Origin of the sequence: Calothrix sp. UHCC 0171 (genome assembly GCF_034931845.1) — a bacterium.
GTDB lineage: Bacteria > Cyanobacteriota > Cyanobacteriia > Cyanobacteriales > Nostocaceae > Brunnivagina.
Genome location: NZ_JAYGHN010000008.1, coordinates 166417 through 188810 on the forward strand (window position 1 = coordinate 166417; position 22394 = coordinate 188810).

20 protein-coding genes and 1 pseudogene are annotated in these 22394 nt (G+C 40.2%); 11 read left to right on the top strand and 10 right to left on the bottom strand.

All coding sequences use genetic code 11. The features are described 5' to 3' along the window. Positions 1 to 10 precede the first annotated feature (10 nt). Both VB733_RS09060 and VB733_RS09065 read left to right on the top strand, forming a co-directional pair. Entirely contained in the window at positions 11 to 634 is a 624-nt protein-coding gene (locus VB733_RS09060; protein ID WP_416336306.1) for a flavin prenyltransferase UbiX, read from the top strand. Between the two features lie 217 nt (positions 635 to 851). Then, a complete protein-coding gene (locus VB733_RS09065; RefSeq protein ID WP_323339748.1) occupies positions 852 to 1628 on the top strand; it encodes a LapA family protein in 777 nt (258 codons plus the stop codon). 41 nt (positions 1629 to 1669) lie between these two features. Here the strand turns inward: VB733_RS09065 and VB733_RS09070 are convergent, their stop codons facing one another. After that, positions 1670 to 1864 carry a hypothetical protein gene (locus VB733_RS09070; RefSeq protein WP_096613434.1) on the bottom strand — a complete coding sequence of 65 codons (195 nt, stop codon included), beginning with the start codon at positions 1862 to 1864 and terminating at the stop codon, positions 1670 to 1672. Positions 1865 to 2338: 474 nt separating this feature from the next. Here VB733_RS09070 and VB733_RS09075 point away from each other — a divergent pair, with 474 nt between their 5' ends. The 3 genes from VB733_RS09075 to VB733_RS09085 all read left to right on the top strand — a co-directional run bounded on the left by VB733_RS09075 (position 2339) and on the right by VB733_RS09085 (position 5891). Next, the gene (locus tag VB733_RS09075) at positions 2339 to 3913 is read left to right on the top strand and encodes an NB-ARC domain-containing protein (RefSeq protein WP_323339749.1); all 1575 of its coding nucleotides are present in this window, start codon (positions 2339 to 2341) and stop codon (positions 3911 to 3913) included. Between the two features lie 47 nt (positions 3914 to 3960). Further along, positions 3961 to 4509 carry a shikimate kinase gene (locus VB733_RS09080; protein ID WP_323339750.1) on the top strand — a complete coding sequence of 183 codons (549 nt, stop codon included), beginning with the start codon at positions 3961 to 3963 and terminating at the stop codon, positions 4507 to 4509. Between the two features lie 356 nt (positions 4510 to 4865). Then, positions 4866 to 5891: a site-specific DNA-methyltransferase gene (locus VB733_RS09085; RefSeq protein ID WP_323339751.1), complete on the top strand. Its 1026-nt coding sequence runs from the start codon at positions 4866 to 4868 to the stop codon at positions 5889 to 5891. 62 nt (positions 5892 to 5953) lie between these two features. Here VB733_RS09085 and VB733_RS09090 read toward each other — a convergent pair whose 3' ends face one another. The 4 genes and pseudogenes from VB733_RS09090 to VB733_RS09105 form a co-directional block, all read right to left on the bottom strand. Continuing rightward, positions 5954 to 6700, bottom strand: coding sequence for a ScaI family restriction endonuclease (locus VB733_RS09090; protein WP_323339752.1), 747 nt, complete (start codon positions 6698 to 6700; stop codon positions 5954 to 5956). Then, positions 6701 to 6922: a helix-turn-helix transcriptional regulator gene (locus VB733_RS09095; RefSeq protein ID WP_323339753.1), complete on the bottom strand. Its 222-nt coding sequence runs from the start codon at positions 6920 to 6922 to the stop codon at positions 6701 to 6703. Positions 6923 to 7310: 388 nt separating this feature from the next. Next, positions 7311 to 8648: pseudogene (locus VB733_RS09100) on the bottom strand (serine/threonine protein kinase). Between the two features lie 46 nt (positions 8649 to 8694). Then, the gene (locus tag VB733_RS09105) at positions 8695 to 10017 is read right to left on the bottom strand and encodes a serine/threonine-protein kinase (protein WP_323339754.1); all 1323 of its coding nucleotides are present in this window, start codon (positions 10015 to 10017) and stop codon (positions 8695 to 8697) included. A gap of 171 nt (positions 10018 to 10188) precedes the next feature. Between VB733_RS09105 and argB the strand changes: the two genes are divergently transcribed. Continuing rightward, entirely contained in the window at positions 10189 to 11085 is an 897-nt protein-coding gene (gene argB / locus VB733_RS09110; RefSeq protein WP_323339774.1) for an acetylglutamate kinase, read from the top strand. A 302-nt stretch (positions 11086 to 11387) separates the two neighbouring features. Here argB and VB733_RS09115 read toward each other — a convergent pair whose 3' ends face one another. Then, on the bottom strand, positions 11388 to 11900 hold the full coding sequence (locus VB733_RS09115; RefSeq protein WP_323339755.1) for a hypothetical protein: 513 nt from the start codon (positions 11898 to 11900) through the stop codon (positions 11388 to 11390). A 285-nt stretch (positions 11901 to 12185) separates the two neighbouring features. Further along, the gene (gene eno / locus VB733_RS09120; protein ID WP_323339775.1) at positions 12186 to 13472 is read right to left on the bottom strand and encodes a phosphopyruvate hydratase; all 1287 of its coding nucleotides are present in this window, start codon (positions 13470 to 13472) and stop codon (positions 12186 to 12188) included. Between the two features lie 275 nt (positions 13473 to 13747). On the opposite strand from eno, the gene VB733_RS09125 reads away from it, so the two are divergent. Next, a complete protein-coding gene (locus tag VB733_RS09125) occupies positions 13748 to 14380 on the top strand; it encodes a 4Fe-4S single cluster domain-containing protein (protein WP_323339756.1) in 633 nt (210 codons plus the stop codon). A gap of 115 nt (positions 14381 to 14495) precedes the next feature. Here VB733_RS09125 and VB733_RS09130 read toward each other — a convergent pair whose 3' ends face one another. The 3 genes from VB733_RS09130 to VB733_RS09140 form a co-directional block, all read right to left on the bottom strand. After that, positions 14496 to 15254 carry an ABC transporter ATP-binding protein gene (locus tag VB733_RS09130; RefSeq protein WP_323339757.1) on the bottom strand — a complete coding sequence of 253 codons (759 nt, stop codon included), beginning with the start codon at positions 15252 to 15254 and terminating at the stop codon, positions 14496 to 14498. Positions 15255 to 15395: 141 nt separating this feature from the next. After that, positions 15396 to 16613: an ABC transporter permease gene (locus VB733_RS09135; RefSeq protein ID WP_323339758.1), complete on the bottom strand. Its 1218-nt coding sequence runs from the start codon at positions 16611 to 16613 to the stop codon at positions 15396 to 15398. Between the two features lie 124 nt (positions 16614 to 16737). Next, the gene (locus VB733_RS09140) at positions 16738 to 18210 is read right to left on the bottom strand and encodes an efflux RND transporter periplasmic adaptor subunit (protein WP_323339759.1); all 1473 of its coding nucleotides are present in this window, start codon (positions 18208 to 18210) and stop codon (positions 16738 to 16740) included. Positions 18211 to 18510: 300 nt separating this feature from the next. Here VB733_RS09140 and VB733_RS09145 point away from each other — a divergent pair, with 300 nt between their 5' ends. From VB733_RS09145 to VB733_RS09160, 4 genes are all read left to right on the top strand, one after another. Next, on the top strand, positions 18511 to 19374 hold the full coding sequence (locus VB733_RS09145) for a Tab2/Atab2 family RNA-binding protein (protein ID WP_323339760.1): 864 nt from the start codon (positions 18511 to 18513) through the stop codon (positions 19372 to 19374). Between the two features lie 226 nt (positions 19375 to 19600). After that, positions 19601 to 20911 carry a TldD/PmbA family protein gene (locus VB733_RS09150; RefSeq protein WP_323339761.1) on the top strand — a complete coding sequence of 437 codons (1311 nt, stop codon included), beginning with the start codon at positions 19601 to 19603 and terminating at the stop codon, positions 20909 to 20911. Positions 20912 to 21041: 130 nt separating this feature from the next. Continuing rightward, complete coding sequence (locus VB733_RS09155; protein WP_323339762.1) at positions 21042 to 21176, top strand: hypothetical protein; 135 nt, start codon at positions 21042 to 21044, stop codon at positions 21174 to 21176. Between the two features lie 261 nt (positions 21177 to 21437). Then, on the top strand, positions 21438 to 22394 hold a 957-nt coding region (locus tag VB733_RS09160; protein ID WP_323339763.1), incomplete at its 3' end, for a chloride channel protein.

Here is a 22394-nt window from a genome sequence, read left to right on the forward strand (position 1 = left end):
TTTCCCTTGTATTGCTGTGTCAAAACCGATAATTATTGGCGTATCTGGAGCTTCTGGATTAATTTACGCCGTTCGTACTCTCAAATATTTACTTGCTGCTGACTATACAATTGAGTTAGTGGCATCAAAATCAACTTACATGGTTTGGCAAGCCGAGCAAGAGATCAAAATGCCTGCGGAACCTTTCCAACAAGAACTTTTTTGGCGACAACAAGCCTTAGTGGCAACTGGAGGCAAGCTTACTTGTCATCCTTGGGGTAATGTGGGAGCAAATATTGCTAGCGGCTCGTTTCGGGCTTTAGGAATGCTCATAATTCCTTGTAGTATGAGTACAGTTGCTAAGTTAGCTGGTGGTTTAAGTTCCGATTTATTAGAACGTGCAGCCGATGTACAACTTAAGGAAGGACGTAAATTAGTCTTAGTCCCCCGCGAAACCCCCTTTAGTTTAATTCACCTGCGAAATTTGACTTCCCTGGCGGAAGCTGGTGCCAGGATAGTTCCGGCGATTCCGGCTTGGTATCACAATCCACAAACAATTGAAGATTTAGTTGATTTTGTGGTTGCTCGTGCTTTAGATCAATTTGATATTGATTGTATTCCCTTAAAAAGGTGGGAGGGGAGAGGAAAAGAGTAAAATTTTGTATCGCTGAAAATTGGAGATGGCAGTGAAATTTGTCACCGATATTTATACCGCTTCTCCAAAATTCTCCAAAATATTATGACACATCAATTCCCACATTTACGTGTCATCTGGAGCGTTATTTGCGGAAATTGATATTAGCTTGTCTGCACAGTTAATGATATATATTTTATTCTTTAATATTTTTATCCTTTATTTTATTTAAATTGATATGGCTGTAATTCGCTTAATTTTATTATTCACAGTTATGGGAGGACTAACGTTACTGTTAGTGCAAAATTTTTCTCCTGCTTTATCGTTAACATTTTTGGGAATGCGATCGCAACCCCTACCCTTAGCAATATGGATTTTGTTAAGTGTTGTTGCGGGGAGTATCACATCACTATTGGTGAGCAGTTTGTACGAACTAGCAGATTCCTTGGGAAAATCCTCCCAGCAAGCCCGTGCAAAAGCAACAGTTGCTTCCTCTTCGTCTCGCAACACTTCTTCATATCGCGCCGCAACGAACCCCTCATCAACATCAAAAAGCGAATCTAGCAGCAATGTTGAAGATGATTGGAACCTCGAAGCTAGCGAAGATTGGGACTTTGAGCAACAACCAAAGGCAAATACCCGTTTTCAAGAAGAAGTGAGAGATAGGAAAGTTAGCGATTCTCGCAGAAATTCTCAAAACGACTATGCAGAAAGTGATGATGAAAGGGGCTACCGCCGACAACAAGGAGAAAATGCCAGGAAATCATCGGCTTCTTCTTACTCCTACAGCTACCGCGAACCAAAAAACTCTGGAGTTGGGAAAACTGAATCGATTTACGATGCTGACTATCGAGTAATTGTTCCACCATATAACCCCCCATCTCCTGAAGCCTCGCAACCAACAGCACCCGCAGATTCCACATCAAAAATTAACGATATTAGCGGTGACGATGACTGGAGTTTCTTTGATGAGGATGATAGCGATTTGAGGGATGAACCGCGTGATTCGCGTTAATCAGGCTCCAAGCATCCCATTTTCCCCATCTTCCTCCCAACCTATTTAATCCCGCAACGCTCGCGGGCTTCCTGTTTTACTTCACCCATCATTGCCGCTTCTTGTAACTTCATAAATGCATTCAAGTCTTCTACATCGTAGCGAGTGGTTAACAGTTGTCGAAGTTTATTTTCTGCTTCAAGTGTTAGATAGCCAGTCGTTAATGCTTCTTGAACAACATCACGAATCCGAGTCATAGCAGGAACCTCTTTCATACCACACTTATTTATTCGGACTACACAGATAAAATATGCAATGATTTGGTGTCTCAACCGTAAAGAAGACTAAAGCTTTTTTTGCTTAACTTCGTCACATTTGTTATGTTTAATACCCACAAATTTAAAGACTTATTGATTTTTATTGTCTAAGTCTTGTTTTGTGGTGATTATTGCGGTATCAGTAATGTTCTGATAGCAACGTTGGCTGTGGAAAGTTATAATTATTAGCCATATAAATAATTGTTTTTCCTCTTTTTGCTAACAGACAAAATGTCAATAAAGTTTTGAACAAACTATTTGAAATTTCCATTAATTCTTAAGATAGCGAAGTCAGAATTACCAAGTCACCTAACGAATGTTATTAAATTCGTTAGAAGTTTAATTCTAATTTATGCTCACTTCATACAAAAATCGCTAACATATTGCCTAATTCAAGGGGAAAATAGCAAAAGAATGACTGCCAGCGAACCGCATATAGTTGAAGAAGAATTTGTAGAAGCCAAGAATAATTGGGAGTTAGAAAAGTTATATATTGATTTAGCTTCTGCAAAAGGTAAAGCACTAACACCTGTTGAAAAAAAGTTTTTACGTGGGTTACTGTGTGGTTTGAGTCCTGCGGAAATAGCCAGCACTGTTTATAAAAGTAAAAGCAGTAGTACGGTTAGGGTTTACTTATCAAACGGTTTATATAAATATATAGAAGAGATGTTAAGTATCCAAGCCAGTACCAACATCAAAGTCAAAAACTGGAGTCGTGTCACACAATTATTAGAGAAAGCTGGTTATAAAAAAACTTGGCTACAACTCGAAGCAGTGAGCAATCTAGTCACAACAAACTATCCAAAAAAAGAAGCTGCGGAATTCGTCAATATGCAGACAACTCAACAAGATTGGGGAGAAGCGACAGATGTCTCTGTTTTTTACGGTAGACAAAATGAAATCGCCCAAGCTCAAGATTGGATTATTCAAGAACGTTGTCGGTTAGTTGTTTTGTTGGGGATGGGGGGAATTGGGAAAACAACTCTTTCGATTAAGTTAGCGCAAAAACTACATTCAGAGTTTGATTTTATTATTTGGCGTTCTTTACAATTAGCACCACCATTAGAAGTTCTTCTCAATCAATTAATTCAGTTTTTATCAGTAAATCCTGATATGGAAATTGCAGATTCCCTAGAGGGAAGTATTTCTCAATTGATTGAGTATCTGCGTTCTGCGCGCTGTTTAATAGTTTTAGATGCTATTGATGCTGTATTATCGGGTGATGTGGCAGAAAGTCAAGAAACTGGTTATACTCTTGCTCAAATCAAATATCTGCCCGGTTATGAGGGCTATGGCGAGTTAATTCGCCGCTTAGGAGAGTCATCACATCAAAGTTGCGTCTTACTCACAAGTCGAGAGCAACCGCAAGCTATCGCTGCACTTTCTGGTAACTCTTTACCAGTTCGAGTTCTCAAGTTGACAGGATTGGGTTATGGTGATGGTTTAGAAGTCCTCAAAGCCAAAGGCTTTAGCAATATTAAGCAGGAAGAATACCAGTTTTTGATTGATTGGTATGCAGGAAATCCTTTATTTTTAAAGTTGGTTGGGACGGCAATTCAAGATTTATTTGGGGGCAGTATATACGAATTTATTGAGCAGGGTACAGTAGTTTTTGGTGAAATTCGTGCTGTTTTAGACGAGCAGTTTCAGCGTTTATCGCAATTAGAAAAGCAGGTAATGTATTGGCTAGCGCTAAATCAAGATTTTTTATCTCTGCGGAAATTACAGAGAGATATTGTGCCGAGAGTTTCCCAAAGATTGATTTTAGAAGCAATTGAATTACTACAAAGAAAATCACTTATTGAACGACAAACAGCAAGTTTTTCTCAAACTCCTGTTTTAATGGAATATATAGCAGAATGTTTGATAGAAGAGAATATGCGTTTGAGTAGCACAAAAGCATCTTCACTGTTAATGAACCAAACTATTTTTGAAACGCAGTTGAAGAATTATATTCGCGAACTCAGGTTTAATGCTGATAATATTTAGTTGGAACAGAGCAATTTACTTCGCTAATAATCAATAATATATGACTAATGACTGATTCATTAAAAGGTATAAACGTTTACTTAATTGGCATGATGGGTGCTGGGAAGACAACCGTGGGACGTTTGCTAGCACAGCACTTGCATTATGGTTTTTTAGATACTGACAATGTAATTACTCAAGCAGCAGGTAGAAGTATTAATGAAATATTTGCGACTGTTGGTGAAGCGGGATTTCGACAATTTGAAAGCGATATTTTAGGACAAGTTTGCGCTTATACTAAACTTGCGATCGCCACAGGTGGAGGTATTGTAATCCGTCGTGAAAATTGGGGGTATCTGCGTCACGGGTTAGTGGTTTGGTTGGATGTGCCCGTAGATTTGCTCTACAGTCGTTTAGCAGAGGATACCACCAGACCATTATTACAAGATACTGATCCCCAAGGAAAGTTAAAGTCACTTCTCGAACAACGTACACCACTCTATTCCCAAGCTGATTTGCACATAACTATTAGCGAGTGTGACACTCCTGAAGATGTTGCCCAGAGAATTATGGATGCAATTCCCAGCGTCTTGAAAAAAGATAATTCCCAAAATTAATTGTTTGTATTTATTGAAAAGCGATCACAATTGAATCACGAACTTGTGCGATCGCTTTTAGTATTCATGATAGCTAGAAAACTTCCTGATATCTACCCCAAATTTGGGTAGTGAACCGAAAATATTCTGTGTAATAAGTGGATATTGACGATATCCAGGAAAGTTCTTGATATTATGATTAAAGTATCTTTAAACCTTTATTTACTTGGATCGATTGGTGAGATATGCGGAAAGTTTCTGCATAATAATTATAGTTAAGTGCCCATGTAACTCTCTGAACCTCCAACGCTCATAGGCTTTTAAAAGTGGACATTTCCTGGTAATCTTGTATTGATCAAGCGCTGAAGCTATATTAAATGCCAAAGGTTTCAATCCCTGAAGACAACTCTAGAAAGATTGCTAGCAAGAGCCACAATTCTTATGTGTTGGAAGGTATAGACTCGCATCAATCTACGCAAGTTGCTCCTTCAGGATTACTCCAACCCTTCTCCGAGGAATTAGAGGAACAACTTTTTTCTCAATTTAAGTTAGTCAAAGAGCAACTAAAATCTTATTTAGGGGAGCCATTTTATGCAGATGCAGGATTTATTCTTTATGAAGGTGATTTAACCAAGTTTTTAGATAGGCTATATCACTCAAATCTTAAAATAGGTCTAACAATCACATCGCCACCTTACAATATTGGCAAAGAATATGAACAGCCAATGTCAGTGAATGAATATATTGACTGGTGTGCTAGTTGGATGAATCAGATACATAAAGTAACTGAACCAAATGGTGCATTTTGGTTAAACATTGGTTACTTAGAAGTACCTGACAAAGGACTTTGTATCCCAATTCCATATCTTTTATGGGATAAATCACCTTTTTATTTATTGCAAGAAGTTGTCTGGAAATATGGAGCGGGTGTTTCAACAAAGTATCGTTTGAGTCCACGTAATGAAAAATGGCTGTTCTATGTGAAGAACTCTCAAGAATATACCTTTAATTTGGATGATATCCGAGATCCAAATGTCAAGTATCCAAACCAGAAGAAGAATGGAAAGTATCGTTGCAACCCTTTAGGAAAAAATCCCTCAGATGTTTGGGATTTTCCAAAAGTCACTACAGGAAAGAAACGTAGCTCTAAGGAAAGAACAGATCATCCCGCACAATTTCCTTTAGGGGTTGTTGAGAGAGTAGTCAAAGTATCTTCCAATGCTACTGATGTTGTTTTAGACCCATTTGCCGGTTCTTGTTCAACTGGAATAGCATCTGTTGGCTTAGGACGTATTTTTTTGGGATTTGAGATAAGAAGAGATTATTGTGAGATTGCTGTTGAGAGATTTAAGAGATTTATGAAGCAAAAGCAGGAATTCTTTGAGCAAAAAGAGTTGTTTTGAAAATTTAAGTGATTTAGAAACACTATAGTTTGATAGTCAAAATCCAATCCTTATCCAATCATTTAAGTCTCGTACTCTCCAAATTTGTCCTTGAATTTCAATATCTTGGAGTTCCTGCCTTGATAGTTTTGCAAATCCCTAATTGTTTGAACGCCTTCTGCCGAAAAATCTTTTGATGTTTTAGACCCAATGCCCTTCACTATTCCTATGGGGGCATCTAATCTATAATCACCATCGATTTCTAGTAATTTGTATTTATACACCGAATTACCTAAACCAGCAGCTTGACCTGTTGCTGCTTTCTGAGCCTTCCAGTCCTCATGGTCAATCCAACCAAACCTTAAAAGGCTTAAAGTTCTTTCATAGAAGTTGACTGTAATGTAATATCCCGACTTTTCCTTCTTTTCTAATTCGGAATTCTCTACATTTTGTCCATAGCTTCTATTTCCAAATACTTTCACTCCTAGTTGTCCTGAGCTTTTAATTTCAATCGAATAGAAATTATTAGGTATATAAACAATATCCTTGTCATCCTTACTTTTGCCGCCCCGCCAAATACAGGGATGCTCTGTTTCAAGCTCTTTAGCAAAAAGTTTCTCAAAAAAGTAGCCTATCACAATAGCAGGGACATCCAATTCCCAGAGACTGATAGAAAGTTCGCCTTCCCCAATCTTAGTAGACCAGAGGGTATCCCAACACTTCAAAGCGACTCGTCTAATAGTTTCAAAATCTAATGGATGTTGGTCAACCAAATCTTGAGTTTTAGCAAGCCACTCTTCTTCCCCTAAGCTGTTGTAAGGTGAAGACATTTAGTCAACTCCTTTCATCAAATCACTTAATGAAATTTCCAGAGCTTTTGCCAAACGAACAATGTTCAAAAAGGCAACGTTTCTTTCACCTCTTTCAATCCCACCTATATAAGTTCTGTGAAGACCCGCTAGATCAGCCAGATATTCTTGGGAGAGTCCTTTAAGCAACCTTAGCTCCCGAATTCTTAATCCAAATTTGATAAGTTCATGGTTTTTAGCCATGAATTAAAATATTGCTGGATTGATGCCTATGAGTCTACAGACTATAAGTAGCATATCTTGTCTGTCCGTCAGTTATCTGGGAAATAACTAATACATTGTTTTATTCAGCAGAGTTAGTATAACGTAGAGAAAAACTTTTCGATATTTTCAAAACACTTGTATGACAAAGATTTTCGGGAATTAAACTTTATAGCGATCGCTAATTAGTATTCGAGCAGCAATCGCCAAATCTTGGTTCTCAACAAATTGATTGACTAATAACCTTAACTGAACCGTATTGCCTTATAACCATGACACAATGTTGTCTATCTTCTCTTATCAGGTTTAACGTTAATTTGAGAAGCTATTTGCTATGCGGATTCAGATTAAATTAGTGTAATTTACACATTTATTTATCCAATTCAAATTTCAACCAATCTGCTATTTCATCAATCAACCAATTTCTTTCTATAGTTGCTAGAGGAGTAGTAGTAAATTTTTGACCTTTCATTAGCTCAATAGTGATGCCCATTGGTGCTAAAGCAGTTTTGGGATTTTCTTTATAAATCTGTTCAATCGCTATAGTGTCACCACGCTTTCGTTTGTAACAAAGTCCAAATATTTTCCATTTGATTTCAAAATTTTTACGGTCAAAATATAAATCTGTATGTCCAAAAATAGGTAGTAAAATAACCCGATTTGATGCTAACAAAATAAAGAGTATAATTAATAGATAAAACCAAGATGTATAAATATTTCTAGTAATATTGAAAATTTGAGGAATTTGCCACAAAAATGGAGTGAGCAAGCCAAATAAGTAAAAAATACGTAATGATTTAAATCCACGTCTAGGAAGTTTAATTTCCAGATGACTAGCTGATTTTTTTAATTGAATTTTACTACCTGTGGGTTTGCGAGTAGTGATGGGAGGACTAAGAATTTGTTTATTTTCAAGCGCCGAAATAGCTTATCTGGCTGTACTAATTCTATCAATAACATTTGGCTCAGTAAGTTTTCCCAACCAATTAACTAGTCCTAAATCAACGCTAACAAGATTGGCAAATTCAATCCGAGAATTGCAATAGGGTAAATCCGCAGGACTTCTTCCCGTAAGTAAATGAATTAATGTCGCCCCTAGTGCATATAAATCGGATGCAGGTTCCGCACGTCCTGCAAATTGTTCCATAGGTACATAACCGTAAGTTCCGACTACTGTAAAAGTAACACCTTCGGCAACTGCTTTATCTTGCACAGCACCAAAATCAACTAGATAAACTCGTTCATCGTCTCCCAAAATTAAATTACTTGGTTTAATATCACGATGTAAAACTGGTGGTTTGAGTTCGTGTAAATAAACTAAAATGCTTAATATTTCAGTTGCGATTTTTTCAACTTGCACTTCGGAAAATCTCTTTCCTTGATTGAGTAATTCTTGTAGTGATTTACCAGGGATATAACTTTGTACTAATACAAACCAAGGGAATTTTGAACCTGGTAAATTTTCAATAATAAAATAATCTCGATATTTGGGGATACGAGGGTGGTTAATATTTTTTAAAACTTGAGCTTCGCGCTCAAATAATTTATGTTCATCCCACTGCATTTGGGGATTTAAAGTTAATAGTTTGAGAACAACTATTTCTGAAGAAGTTAATAATACTGCTAACCAAGTTTGACGACTTGTATCTTGTCCTATTTTTGTTTGTAATTGATAGCGACTTTCTAATATTTGTCCTGACTCTAACATTTTGCCACCAGATTAAGATTTTAAATTAATTTAATTAACGAGCAATCTAAAGACCGAGCCAATTTCTAATTTCCGCAGCAATGTAACGACTTTCTTCTTGACTAAGACTCCCTTTAAATTTACCAAAATAATATTCATTTACCCCGACAGATAAAGTAATTTCATGTACTTGTTTATCTTGATTACCTGTTTTACAACTATAGATATTATCGATTTCTAAGACATTTCCGCGTTGTTTTCTCAAAGTATAATCAAATAATTTCCATCTAATTTCAAAATTTTGATTATCAAAACAAATAGTCGTTTCAACTCTGCTAGATAATGTCCACCAAGCTGTTAATAAAATACCCAATATCAACCACAAAAAACCCGTCCAGAAATAAATCCCACCACTGGCGATAATAAACCATATCCACAAAAATAATCCGATTCCCCCTAATATTAATCCGATCGCACTTTTTTTCTGCACAGGAATATGTATCTCTAATTGTTTGGATGATTTAGATACTGCAATATTTGTGTCGGGAATATCTTGACTGACAGTAGTTATTGCTTGCTGGTTGATGTTTAGTGCTTCGAGTGCTGCTGATGCACTTTGAAAGCGATATTCTAAATTCGGTTCAGTCATTTTCTGTAACCACCTGACAAACCCTGGATTGAGTTTGACAAGATGGGAAAATTGCATTTTTGAATCTAATTGCGGCAAATCTGCGGGCGCGATGCCTGTAACTAAATTAACTAAATTTGCTCCCAGTGCGTAGAGGTCAGATGCTGGTGTTGCGCGTCCACCAAACTGTTCTAGGGGAGCGTATCCATAGGTGCCGACGACTGTAAATGTTGCGCCTTCCGATGCTGCACGGTCTTGAACAGCACCAAAATCAACTAAATATATTTTCTTTTTTTGTCCTTTTGATTGACTCAGTAATACATTGCTCGGTTTAATATCGCGATGTAAAACTGGGGGACTGAGTTTATGAAGATAAATCAAAATTTTCAGAAGCGCGATCGCAATTTTTCTCGCTTCAGTTTCGCTAAAAATTTTCCCCTCTAACAACAGGTCTTTCAAAGATTTTGCAGGGATGTATTCCTGAACTAAGGCAAAAGAGATAATTTCTTGATTCTTTTTAACCACAAAATCATCTCGATATTCAGGAATACAAGGATGGTTTAATTGTCTCAGTACCTTTGCTTCCCGTTCAAAAAGTCGTAAATTATCCCATTGCAATTTGTCACTAGCTATCAGCAGTTTCACAACTACTTGCTCTCGATTTACCAAATCCCAGGCTAACCAAGTTTGACGACTCGCACTTTCACCTAGTACCCTTTGAAGTTGATACCGTTCTACCAAGATTTCTTGTGGTTGTAACATTGAACTGCGACTAAAAAATAATCACTTTTTATGGTAGTTGCTCGCTACTGAATAAGTGGAGAAATATTTTTTACAAATTGTATACAATGTTGCGGTTTTTATGTGAGACATTGTTTTAGGTACAAAACTCCTTTAAATTGTCAAGAATAGTTTTACAATCTCACACACCTCATAATGGTTAACGATACAGAGTACATCAAACAAGCAGAAGCAACCCGCGTTCGAGTTCTCAGCGAAGCATTACCTTATATTCAACAGTTCGCAGGTCGGACTGTGGTGGTTAAATATGGTGGTGCGGCAATGAAAGATAGCGAACTCAAGGACACCGTGATTCGCGATATTGTCTTCCTTTCCTGTGTTGGCTTACGTCCAATTGTCGTCCACGGTGGGGGACCAGAAATTAATAGCTGGTTGGATAAACTAGGTATCGAAGCGCAGTTTAAAAATGGTTTACGGGTTACTGATGCACCAACAATGGATGTTGTCGAGATGGTGTTAGTTGGTCGCGTCAATAAGGAAATTGTCTCTTTAATTAGTCAAGCTGGGGGTAAGGCGGTTGGATTGTGCGGCAAAGATGGTAACTTGATTACAGCCCGACCCCAAGGACAGGAAGGAATCGGTTTTGTGGGGGATGTTAGCGGTATTGATGTGAATATTCTGAATACGTTGGCGGAAAATGGCTACATTCCTGTTGTTTCTAGTGTTGCTGCTGATGAAACTGGACAAGCCTACAATATCAATGCCGATACTGTCGCTGGGGAAATTGCTGCTGCTTTGGGTGCGGAAAAATTAATTTTACTCACCGATACAAGAGGGATTTTAAAAGATTATAAAAATCCAGGCACACTGATCCCCAAACTTGATATTCAAGAAGCACGAGATTTAATTGCTACGGGTGTTGTGGCGGGAGGAATGATACCCAAGGTCAATTGTTGTGTGCGATCGCTTGCTCAAGGTGTCAAAGCTGCCCATATTCTTGATGGTCGCATACCTCACTCGCTTTTGCTAGAAATTTTTACTGATGTTGGGATTGGGACAATGCTTGTTGGTTCTAATTTTATGCCGTGAGTGAGTGCTATTCTCTCTAAGAGGTTATGTATAAAGTAAATCTTAAGACCAAAGAAACCCGGTTTCTTGGATTTAAGTATCGAGCATCATCTGACTTTTTGATGAGAAACCGGGTTTCTCCCTGCGCGACTATCCTTAATATTTACTTTAGAAATGCTCTCTAATCATGCGCTTAATAAAATCTCAACTTTCTATATCTCAATATCTCAGACTGAGTTTGAAGGGATTACCTATTAAGCGCAACTTCATCGAGAAACTGTATCAACTGAGCATTAGGTATTTATTGAATACCAGGATTGCTTCTAATATTGGAAAAAGATAGTACCAGAATTGCGCTGAACGGGATTGCCATAGTAATGGCGATAGGGATTCAAGTTTCTGGGATTAATAATATTAGAGTTGCGAATGTTAGGAGTAAGGAAAATTGGATTTATCCCAGTGGAATTGTTGATGTATTGTCTAACACGAGGTTGGACGATTACCCTCTGTTGATAGTATGAACGAGGATAGAAATTATTGTTGTTTTTAATCACCTGCCTTTTGTAAGGATTAACTGGGAAAGGTGTATAAACAGGACTACGGTAAATAAAGTTAGTGACTTGGGGCTGGCGATAATTTCGGTGGGTTTGATGACGTTTATAGATGATACGGGGTTGACGGTAATTATCGTAAGTTGTGGTTCGCTGATAGATAATAGTAGAACTTTGAGCCGATGCGGGAGGTGACATTGTCAATGTGGCGCTGACTCCCAGTGCTAGCAGAATTATGTAGGAGGTACGCGAACTCAGTTTGCTGGAAAACAGACTTGGAAGCATACTTTTATTTTTCAACCCAGTGATTTTGGGATTTTTTATAGTTTTACTTTACTTATACCTGTTATTTTCCCGCAGAAAAACAGTACAGAGTAGGTTGTATAAAATACAAAGATATCAAGATATAAATATTGGTTTGAGCAAAAAACCGAATTTTGAAGAATTGGTATTAGGTTCTATCGAATTTATCGAATTATTGTTGATCTGAATTTGTCTGACTCATGAAAAAAACCCGGTTTTGTGAGCAAACCGGGTGTCCTGCTAATATTTGAGATGTCGATTCAAAATCTAAATTCCTTTTGGTCCCATCCCAACTTTACCTGCATAAATTGCCTGTTCACCTAATTCATCTTCAATCCTTAACAGGCGATTATATTTAGCAACTCGTTCACTACGACATAAGGAACCAGTTTTAATTTGTCCCGCACGAGTTGCAACTGCCAAATCGGCAATTGTTGTGTCTTCAGTTTCTCCCGAACGGTGACTAATAATTGAGCGGAAACCATTACGAGTTGCTAAATCAATTGTTTCCAAAGTTTCCGTCAGCGAACCAATTTGGTTTAACTTAATTAAAATCGAATTGCCCGCTTTTTGTTCAATCCCTTTTGCCAAACGAGTTGCGTTTGTCACAAATAAATCATCGCCAACTAATTGCACTGTCGAGCCAATTTTTGCTGTCAAAGCCTGCCAATTTTGCCAATCTTCTTCATGCAAACCATCTTCGATAGAAACGATTGGATACTGACTTGTCAACTGTGCCAAATAATCAATAAATTCAGCAGGTGCATGGGGCTTGCCATCATATACATACTGCCCATCTTTGTAAAATTCGCTAGCAGCAACATCTAAAGCCAAAGCCACCTCTTGTCCGGGTTTATAACCAGCTTTTTCAATTGCCGCCACCAGCAATTCCAAAGCAACTTGGTTAGATTCTAAATTGGGAGCAAAACCACCTTCATCACCGACACCAGTCAGCAAACCTTTATCATCAAGGACTTTTGCTAGAGTTGCAAACACTTCCGCACCCCAGCGCAAAGCCTCGCGGAACGAGGAAGCACCCACAGGAACAATCATAAATTCCTGAAAATCAATATTATTCGCAGCATGAGCGCCACCATTAATGACATTCATGAGTGGGACGGGTAACAAATTTGCCAAAGGTCCACCCAAATAGCGATATAGAGGAATCCCTAAAGACTCCGCACCTGCCTTTGCCCCAGCCAGGGAAACCGCTAAAATGGCATTCGCACCCAAATTTGCTTTATTCGCCGAACCATCCAAGCTAATCATGGTTTTATCGAGGAGTTCTTGGTTGAGAACATCCATATCGATTAACTTCGGCGCGATCGCATCTCTAACATTTTGCACTGCTTTGAGTACACCCTTACCGCCATAACGATTTTTTTCACCATCGCGAAGTTCGTGGGCTTCAAAAGTACCCGTCGAAGCACCGCTAGGAACCTGCGCTAATCCAATTGCACCATTATATAAATGTACTTCCGCCTCAATGGTTGGTTTTCCCCGCGAGTCTAGAATTTCCCGTGCAATAATATTTGCGATCGCAGTATCAATCATCTGTTTTGTGTCCTTTGTCTTTAGTAAACAGTCCAAAGCAGCCCGACAATCTAGCATAGGATTTTGCGGGACTCTGTAAAAGCAAATTAAGGAATATTTCCGGCAAATTAATCAAAATGGGGATTGGAGTCATGGTTATTTGTAATTTGGTAATGAGCAAAGAAAAATTACCTTTGGCTTTTTCCTGACTCCACCCTTCACAACATCCTCAAATTTTGCGTTTAATCTACAAATAGTAAAGTCACCACCTCACCACAGGTTAAAGAGAGATAAAAATGACTCAACAAAAATTTAACCCATATCTTTCGCTGGTAGAAATTCCACCTGGTTATCTGAATATTATGGGTTATGTAGATGCATCGGAAGTAAATGGTCCTGGTTCCCGTGCTGTTGTTTGGGTACAGGGTTGTATGCGCGAATGCCCAGGTTGTTTTAATGAAGAATCCTGGAGTTTTGAAATTAACCAACTTATCTCCATTGACAACCTAGCTGAAAAAATCCTTGCTGACAGCCGTAATCAAGGAGTAACATTTTCCGGTGGAGAACCCTTCTGGCAAGCACCAGCACTGGCACAACTTGCTCGTCAAGTTAAAGCCGCAGGATTAAATGTCATGTCATTTAGTGGCTTTACTTTAGAACAACTACAATCCGATTATGCCCCAGCTGGCGCAAAAGACTTGTTAGCAGAACTTGATATTCTCATTGATGGTGCTTATGTCGAGTCTCTAGCTATAAATACCCCTGATTCTCCGGTTTCTTCTAGCAACCAACGAGTACATATTTTTAATCCCGCCTTAAAAGACCAAATTAACTGGGCTAGTGACCAAATCGAAGTTCATATATTCAAAGATGGTAGCCGCTTGATTACAGGCTATCGTGGGGGCTTGGAGTTGACTGTTGGGGAATAATAGGGACGGAGTGTGGAGAGGCAAGGGCGCGGGGACGCGGGGATAAAGAGATGAAATATAGAAAATCCATCTCCCCATCTCCCCATCTCCCCTTTTCAAATTTCCCAATTCCGACTTACGATGCTGCGACTTGATTTAAATCTGCTGGTGTCAGATTTGAATGTACAACTTGTCCATCTCTAAACCAAACAATGCGTCGAGTTTGACGGGCGACTTCGGGTTCGTGTGTCACCATGATTACAGTGATGCCACTGGTGTTAAGTTCTGTAAAAATCTCTAAGACTTCTTGGGTGGTACGGGAGTCTAATGCGCCTGTGGGTTCATCTGCGAGAATGAGTACGGGACGGTTGACAATAGATCGCGCGATCGCTACTCTTTGTTGTTGTCCTCCTGATAGTTGGTTAGGTTTGTTATTGAGGCGATTTTCTAAGCCAACTTTGATTAATGCTTCGGTTGCTCTTTCTCGACGTTCACTGTTAGGAATACCTGCGTAAACCATTGGTAACATGACGTTTTCGAGGGCTGTTAGTTGTTGTAATAAATGAAATTGTTGGAAGACAAATCCGATTTTTTTGTTGCGAATATGTGCTAGTTCGTTATCTTCCATTTGCGCGACATTGAGGTTATCTAAATAGTAATGTCCCGAACTCGGTCGATCTAAACAGCCAATAATATTCATTGCTGTCGATTTACCGGAACCTGATGGTCCCATAATTGAGCAATATTCACCTTCTTCAATAATTAAATTAACATCATTAAGGGCACGTACTTCGGTTTCTCCAATTCCGTAGATTTTGAAGATATTTTCCAGACGAATAATTGTTTTTTGGGAGATTGGGGACTGGGAATCACGCAGAGAGGAAGATGCAATCATTGATTTTTCCATTATTGATTTAAATTATTGATTTAAATTATTGATTTAAATGATTAAATTCAAATCTCATCAGCTATAAGTTATTTTTTTTGGTTTTGGGCTACGGCTATTACTAATATAACAATCTTTGAAATGTAAAACTTAGATACTTCTCAATGCGACAATTGGGTCAAGTTTTGCGGCACGACGGGCAGGAAAGACACCAAAAAATAAACCGATGCCACCAGAAACACCAACAGCAGATGCGATCGCAATTGGTGAAATTGCCGCTTCTAAAGGTGTTAATGCTCCCACTAATAAAATTCCCGAAACACCAATGGCAGCACCCACTAAACCACCCGCAGCAGAAACAATTACCGCCTCAATTGTAAATTGCCAGAGAATATCTTGTTGAGTTGCCCCAATCGCTTTTCTTAAACCGATTTCATGGGTACGTTCGGTGACGGAAACTAGCATAATATTCATAATGCCAATGCCACCCACAAATAGAGAAATTGCCGCGATCGCTGCTAACATGATTGTCAATGCACCGGTGATTTGTCCGACGGTACTTAATGCATCTTTTTGAGTGCGGAGAGTAAAGTCATCTTCGTTGGTAATTTTGTGGCGCAAACGCAATAAATTAGTAATTTGGAATACTGCGGCATCAACACTTTTGCCATCACGAGCCGAAGCCGAAATGTAATCTAAAGCTATGCCATAGGGTGAGTTTTTCCCAACTAGACGATTGGCAGAAGTCGTCAGAGGAATTAAGACAGCACTATCATAATCAGCGCCGACACTGGAGCCTTTTTCGGTGAGGACACCAATTACTTCAAATTTAGAATCTTTAATGCGGATTTGTTGTCCGATCGCATTATTTGTACCAAAAAATTTGCTAGCGAATTTACTACCCAAGACCACAACTTGGTTATTCCGCTTCATATCAATATCGCTAAAAAAGCGTCCTTTTGCTGTGGCAAAATCGCGCACTTTCAAAAAGCCTGGAGTTGTCCCAATCACGTTGACATCAGTGTTGCGACTTTTGAACGCAACTCTTTGCCTGCGGTTTAATTCCGGTGCCACTCCGGCTACTGTTGGGACTTGAGATGCGATCGCCTCTGCATCTGCTAAAACTAAATTCCTGGGAACTTCAAAAGAAATTCGCTGGGTTTCTTCGTTTCCTGGCAATACAAATAACACATTGGGTCCCAAGGATTCTAATTGCTTGGAAACATATTTTTGCCCAGCTTCACCAATCCCAATCATGGCAATTACTGACGCATTCCCAATCACAATTCCTAACATTGTCAGGGCACTACGTAAGCGATTTGAGAGCAGGGTTGTCCCTGCCATTTTCATACTTTCAATTATGTTCATAGTTTGCCACTCTCCCCATCTCTCAATCTTTTCCTGATTTATCCCGTTTCTCTCCGTGTCCCCGCGTCTCCGCGTCTCCGCGTCTCCACATCCGCATCTGTCGCTTGCTTGTGGAGAATTGGTATTATTTATCTTTCTTCTCTTGTGCTTTCTGTTTTTGATATTCAGGAGGAGGATTTAAGAAAATGCGATCGCCTTGTTTAAGTCCTTCAACAATTTGAGTTTGATCTTTGATTTGCGAACCAATAGTAATAGAGCGGAATTGCGGTTGATTTTGAGCATTTGGGACTAATACCCCAGTATTTCCTTTCTCGGTGACAATGGCGACTGTAGGTACTAATAACGCATTGGGGACATCATCCCCTAAAAATGTCAAATCAACATTTAAACCCGATCGCAATTTATCCTCGCCAGTAACAATTTTGACTCTGACTTGAAATAAAGTTACCCCTTCTTCCTTGACTGCCTCCGGGGCAACTAACCGCACTTGCCCTTTAAAAACTTGCTCAGGGTAGGCATCACTAACAATCTCCACCTCCTGCCCTGTCTTAATTCTGCCGATATCTGCTTCCGGAACACTCGCTAATACTTCTAAACCCTGCACCAAAGCAACTAGTGAACTTGAAGTTGCCGAAGCAGAAGCACTGGCGGAAGTTGTTGGTGTCACAAAAGCTCCAACATTGGCATATTTCTGAGTAATAATCCCAGAAAAGGGAGCGCGAATAATTGAATCTTCCAAAGTAACTAATTCTGCTTGAAGTTGAGCTTGGGCAGCAGCAACAGCAGCTTGACGCTGGGCAATTTCTTCAGGGCGGGAACCGCTTTCCATGAGTTGTAAAGAAGCTCTCGCCTCCGCCACAGCCGCTTGACGCTGGGCTATATCCTCCGCACGACTACCACTTTGTTGCAAGGATAATCGCTTTTGAGTCTCCCGCAAACTGGCTTTTGCGGCATTATCTTCACTCAAAGCTTGATCAAGTAATTGTTTCCTTTCCGCGCCTTGCTCAACTAAATAACGATAGCGCTTCACTTGTTCACTGGTGTAATTTGCCTTCGCGGCGGCAGCATCTACCTGTGCTTGAGCTTGGGCAATTTCCTGAGGACGATTTCCCGCACGGGCTGCTGCTAATTGTGCCTCAGTTTGTGCTAATCGCGATCGCGTTTGGGCAATTTCCTGGGGACGATTCCCCGCACGGGCTTGATTTAACTGGGCTTGTGCCTGGGCGAGATTGGCACGTGCTTGTTGCACACGCGCTTGAATATCATCGCTATTCATCCGGGCAATAATTTGTCCCTTTTCTACTTTGTCTCCCTGTTCGACATATAGCTGGGAAACAATACCAGAATTTTTGGGGCTAATATTTACACTCTGAATTGGTGATACTTTACCGCTAGCTGTAATGCGTAAAGTGACATTTTGGGCTGCCACTGGAACCGTTTGTTGGGCGATATCCTCTTGACGCATCCCTTTGTTTGTCAGAGTTTGGGTTGCGATCGCACCACCTATAAATACACTAGCCGCAATTAACCCCAAAATCCAACGGGATGGGGGTTTTATCTTTTTACTAATAACTGGAATGTCAATATATGTTGCCATAGACGCATCTGGATTCTGTATATTATTACTAGTTAACTAGTTAATGTTCCTCGATTAGTAGTTGTATAGTTATTTGAGCAACAACTAACCATCATCTAAAAATTTATAAATGTTTGCTTAATCTTTTTTAATACTACCCACTCAGCCAGCTACTGACTTCACCTAAGCGGGTGAGTTTTGTCATCCCATAACAACCAGCCCCGTATTCCCACTTTCCCCATCCTGCGATTCCCTATTCCTCGTATCATAGGAAATATAAGAAAAGTCGCAAAAACTTAACGGCATAATTCCAAGCATAATATGGGCAGTATTTGGGAACTCGATTTTTACTCGCGTCCGATTTTGGACGAAAATCAGAAAAAGGTTTGGGAAGTGGTGATTTGCGAAAGCCCCTTGGATGTACGCGCAAATCCCGATTCTTTGTTTCGCTTTACCAAGTACTGTCCCAGTACAGAGGTAAATTCGGTGTGGTTGCGAACAGCCATCGAAGAAGCGATCGCTTCTTCGGGGGAATCTCCCAGTCGTGTCCGCTTCTTTCGCCGGCAAATGAATAATATGATTACCAAAGCCTGCCAGGATGCAGGTATTGCCGCACAACCAAGTCGCCGAATTTTGGTACTGCATAATTGGCTCGCAGAACGGATGGAGCAAGTGTATCCAAAGGAACCTGGTTATCAAGGTGGGACAAATCCATCTGTACGCCTGGATGCACCGATACCGCAGCGTTTACCTGATGCCTTAGAAAGTGAAAAATGGGGATTTGTCACTTTAAGCGCTAGTGATTTTACTGATATGCCGGAGTGGGATATTAGCTTTGGTGAAGGATTCCCGTTAGAGATGATGGGAATTACTGAAGACATGCCAATACCTGGTGTATTGCTGTTTTCATCTAGGGCATTACCTTTGGCAGCTTGGATATCGGGCTTGGAGTTAGCGAGTTTGAGATTTGATGAAAGTCAAGGTGGCAGACTGGTATTAGAGACTGGTGCAACAGAAAGCTGGATTTTGGCAAATATTCGTAATCCCAGCATGAAAAATGAAGCTATGGAGTTCAACGAGGCAAAGCAAAAAGTGAAAGGAGTGCATTTTATTGGCATCCAGTCAAGTCCAGAATCAGAATCTTTTGCGGGATTTTGGCTTTTGCAAGATGTCATTCTGCCGTAAAGTTGTTTGGGGGAATAGGAAAAGGAGACGCGGGGATGCGGGGACGCGGTTGACGCGGGGACTAGGGGACGCGGGGATGCGGTGACGCGGTGACGCGGGGATAAAGAGATGAAATATAGAAAATCCATCTCCCCATCTCCCCATCTCCCCATCTCCCCATCTCCCCATCTCCCCCTCTCCCCCTCTCCCCCTCTCCCCCAGTTTAAGTCCACAGCCAGCTACTATCATGGGGTTTTATCAATCACCACTTTCATCGTTTGCCGAACAACTCTTAGAACTTGCCATCAAGTTTGGAGCGGAGGCGGCGGAAGTGTATCAGTCGCGATCGCATTCGCAACCTGTTTTTTTTGAGGCGAACCGACTCAAGCAAATCGAAACCAGTCAAGCAGAAGGTACAGTTTTACGATTGTGGCGCAATGGCTGTCCGGGACTTTCGGTGGCGTATGGTTCAGTCGAACCACAGGCGATGGTGGAACGAGCATTGGCTTTAAGTCAACTCAATCCACCGGAAGCAATTGAACTCACCAATTCTCAAATCTCTGTTTATCCCGATGTCGGTAAACATGTCCCCTTGGAACAATTAGTGCTTTGGGGAAAAGAAGCGATCGCTCAAATTCGCAATGTTTATCCGGAAGCAATGTGTAATGGTGATTGGGAATGCGATGTGGAAACGACTCGCCTGATCAATACTAAGGGTTTGGATTGTCACTACACAGATACAACACTTAGTTGTTATCTAGCTGCGGAATGGGTACGTGGTGACGATTTTTTAAGCGTTGCTGACGGACAAACCCAACGTAATTACTTAAAACCGGAAAAAGTCGCACAGCAAATTATACAGCGTTTAAATTGGGCACAGGAAAATGTGACTCCTCCTGGGGGACGTGTTCCAGTTTTGTTTACTTCCAAAGCGGCGGATATGCTTTGGGGAACTGTACAAGCTGCGTTGAATGGTAAGCGGATTCTGGAAAAAGCTTCACCTTGGGCGGAAAGAATGAATACAGCCGTAATTTCACCTAGTTTGACTTTATATCAAGACCCGATTCAGGGTCCATTTAGTTGTCCATTTGATGATGAGGGGACACCAACTCGGCAATTAGTTTTTATTCGAGATGGAATACTGGAGAATTTTTACTGCGATCGCGCAACTGGGCGTAGTTTAGGTATTTGTACTACAGGTAATGGTTTTCGCCCCGGTTTAAGTAGTTACCCGACCCCTGGATTATTTAATTTTCTGATTCAGCCGGGAAAAACACCGCTCAAATCTTTAATCTCCCAACTCGACGATGGTTTAATAGTTGACCAAATGTTAGGTGGTGGTAGCAGTATTTCGGGCGATTTTTCGATCAATATTGATTTGGGTTATCGGGTTAAAAATGGTGAGGTGCAAGGGCGAGTTAAAGATACGATGGTTGCTGGTAATGTTTATGCTGTTTTAAAACAATTAGTCGGTTTGGGGGATGATGCAGACTGGAATGGTTCCTGTTACACACCTTCCCTAATAGTTGAAGGACTTTCTATTACTAGCAAACATTAACTCATGCTCTAACTGACGCACTGAAAAACTAATGAACAATAATTATCCGGACTTGATATGAGTTCATTTTAGGGGCGTAAAACTTTGCGTCCTCAATTTTGCGTCCTCAATGAATACCTCCAGAGTGGGCATGTCAATTATTACTTTTTTGACGCAACTAACTATTGACTTAAATAACGCAAAAATAGTTCCAACATTTACATCAGTTTCTTCCTCCTTTCCAGCAGATGGTCATCAAATATTACGATTGACTGGCAAACCATAGTCCAGTCACGCATTTTATTCCTTATGATTTGTAAGAAAGTAGGATTTAGAGGCTGGTAGAGGCGTAGCTTCTCCATAGCAGTAAAGATGTTTGTCAAGATTCAAAAGTCAAGATTCAAGATAAGGGTTGAAGAACACATTTGCCCTAATTTTGAGTTGCAATTTTTGTGAAATTAACATTCTCAATTCTGACTGTTGCTTTCTGATTCCTAACTGAAATAACTGCAATTTTTATTTTTCATTCATTCAATATTCAATATATATGCCTTCCCCTGTTCTTGCTTCTAGGTTCCGCAATTTGTGGCAACCAAGAAGAGGTTTAGCCATAGCAGAGGCTTCGGTAATTGGATTAGTCGCTGCTTTGTCGGCGGTGCTGTTGAAGTTTGGTTCGGGTGCATTGGGAACTTGGCGAGTGCATTCATCGCATCTATTTCCAGCGTGGATTGTACTTCCCTTAGTTGGTGTGGTGTTTGGGTTTTTGGCTGGTTGGCTGGTGGAAAGATTAGCACCAGAAGCTTCAGGTAGCGGTATTCCTCAAGTTAAGGCAACCCTGGCAAATATGCCAATGAACTTGTCTTGGCGAGTGGCATTTGTCAAGCTACTGAGTGCCATTATTACAATTGGCTCTGGTTTAACTTTAGGTCGTCAAGGACCGACTGTACAGGTAGGTGCAGGACTTGCGGCGGGGATGAGTCGTTGGGTTCCCACCTCTCCGGATCATCGTCGGCAAATGATTGCGGCAGGGGCAGGTGCGGGTTTAGCTGCTGCGTTTAATGCACCAATTGCCGGAGTTTTGTTCATTGTTGAGGAATTGCTGCAAGATTTATCGGGGTTAACTCTAGGAACAGCTATTATTGCTTCATTTATTGGTGGTGTTGTTTCTCGGCTTTTGGGTGGTGGGAGTTTGTTACTCAACCTGCAACCAAACCAAATTTCCAGCAGTTTCGCAATTACAGAAATTCCCTTTTACCTATTACTGGGTGTATGTGCAGGTTTTTTAGCTGCTTTATTCAATCGCGGTTTAATTTATAGCATTAAGTTATACCGAAGACTACATGTGAGTTTACCTTTACGTGTAGCTTTAGCAGGATTAGTTTCCGGAATAATTGTATCTTTATTACCAAATTTATTCGGTGATAATACGAATTTATTCCGTGATAATACAGGACTACGGGAATTTGTCATCGCCACTTCCGCAAATACTTCCTTAGCCGCGATC

What these genes read in the sequence shown, in the direction of transcription:
- VB733_RS09090 (WP_323339752.1), bottom strand. Translation starts at nt 6,700, where the DNA reads ATGTCTTCACCTTACAACAGCTTAGGGGAAGAAGAGTGGCTTGCTAAA.
- VB733_RS09150 (WP_323339761.1), top strand. Translation starts at nt 19,601, where the DNA reads ATGGGGTTTTATCAATCACCACTTTCATCGTTTGCCGAACAACTCTTA.
- VB733_RS09145 (WP_323339760.1), top strand. Translation starts at nt 18,511, where the DNA reads ATGGGCAGTATTTGGGAACTCGATTTTTACTCGCGTCCGATTTTGGAC.
- VB733_RS09130 (WP_323339757.1), bottom strand. Translation starts at nt 15,254, where the DNA reads ATGATTGCATCTTCCTCTCTGCGTGATTCCCAGTCCCCAATCTCCCAA.
- VB733_RS09065 (WP_323339748.1), top strand. Translation starts at nt 852, where the DNA reads ATGGCTGTAATTCGCTTAATTTTATTATTCACAGTTATGGGAGGACTA.
- VB733_RS09095 (WP_323339753.1), bottom strand. Translation starts at nt 6,922, where the DNA reads ATGGCTAAAAACCATGAACTTATCAAATTTGGATTAAGAATTCGGGAG.
- VB733_RS09085 (WP_323339751.1), top strand. Translation starts at nt 4,866, where the DNA reads ATGCCAAAGGTTTCAATCCCTGAAGACAACTCTAGAAAGATTGCTAGC.
- VB733_RS09080 (WP_323339750.1), top strand. Translation starts at nt 3,961, where the DNA reads ATGACTGATTCATTAAAAGGTATAAACGTTTACTTAATTGGCATGATG.
- VB733_RS09125 (WP_323339756.1), top strand. Translation starts at nt 13,748, where the DNA reads ATGACTCAACAAAAATTTAACCCATATCTTTCGCTGGTAGAAATTCCA.
- VB733_RS09155 (WP_323339762.1), top strand. Translation starts at nt 21,042, where the DNA reads ATGTCAATTATTACTTTTTTGACGCAACTAACTATTGACTTAAATAAC.
- eno (WP_323339775.1), bottom strand. Translation starts at nt 13,472, where the DNA reads ATGATTGATACTGCGATCGCAAATATTATTGCACGGGAAATTCTAGAC.
- VB733_RS09075 (WP_323339749.1), top strand. Translation starts at nt 2,339, where the DNA reads ATGACTGCCAGCGAACCGCATATAGTTGAAGAAGAATTTGTAGAAGCC.
- VB733_RS09105 (WP_323339754.1), bottom strand. Translation starts at nt 10,017, where the DNA reads ATGTTACAACCACAAGAAATCTTGGTAGAACGGTATCAACTTCAAAGG.
- VB733_RS09115 (WP_323339755.1), bottom strand. Translation starts at nt 11,900, where the DNA reads ATGCTTCCAAGTCTGTTTTCCAGCAAACTGAGTTCGCGTACCTCCTAC.
- VB733_RS09070 (WP_096613434.1), bottom strand. Translation starts at nt 1,864, where the DNA reads ATGACTCGGATTCGTGATGTTGTTCAAGAAGCATTAACGACTGGCTAT.
- VB733_RS09135 (WP_323339758.1), bottom strand. Translation starts at nt 16,613, where the DNA reads ATGAACATAATTGAAAGTATGAAAATGGCAGGGACAACCCTGCTCTCA.
- VB733_RS09140 (WP_323339759.1), bottom strand. Translation starts at nt 18,210, where the DNA reads ATGGCAACATATATTGACATTCCAGTTATTAGTAAAAAGATAAAACCC.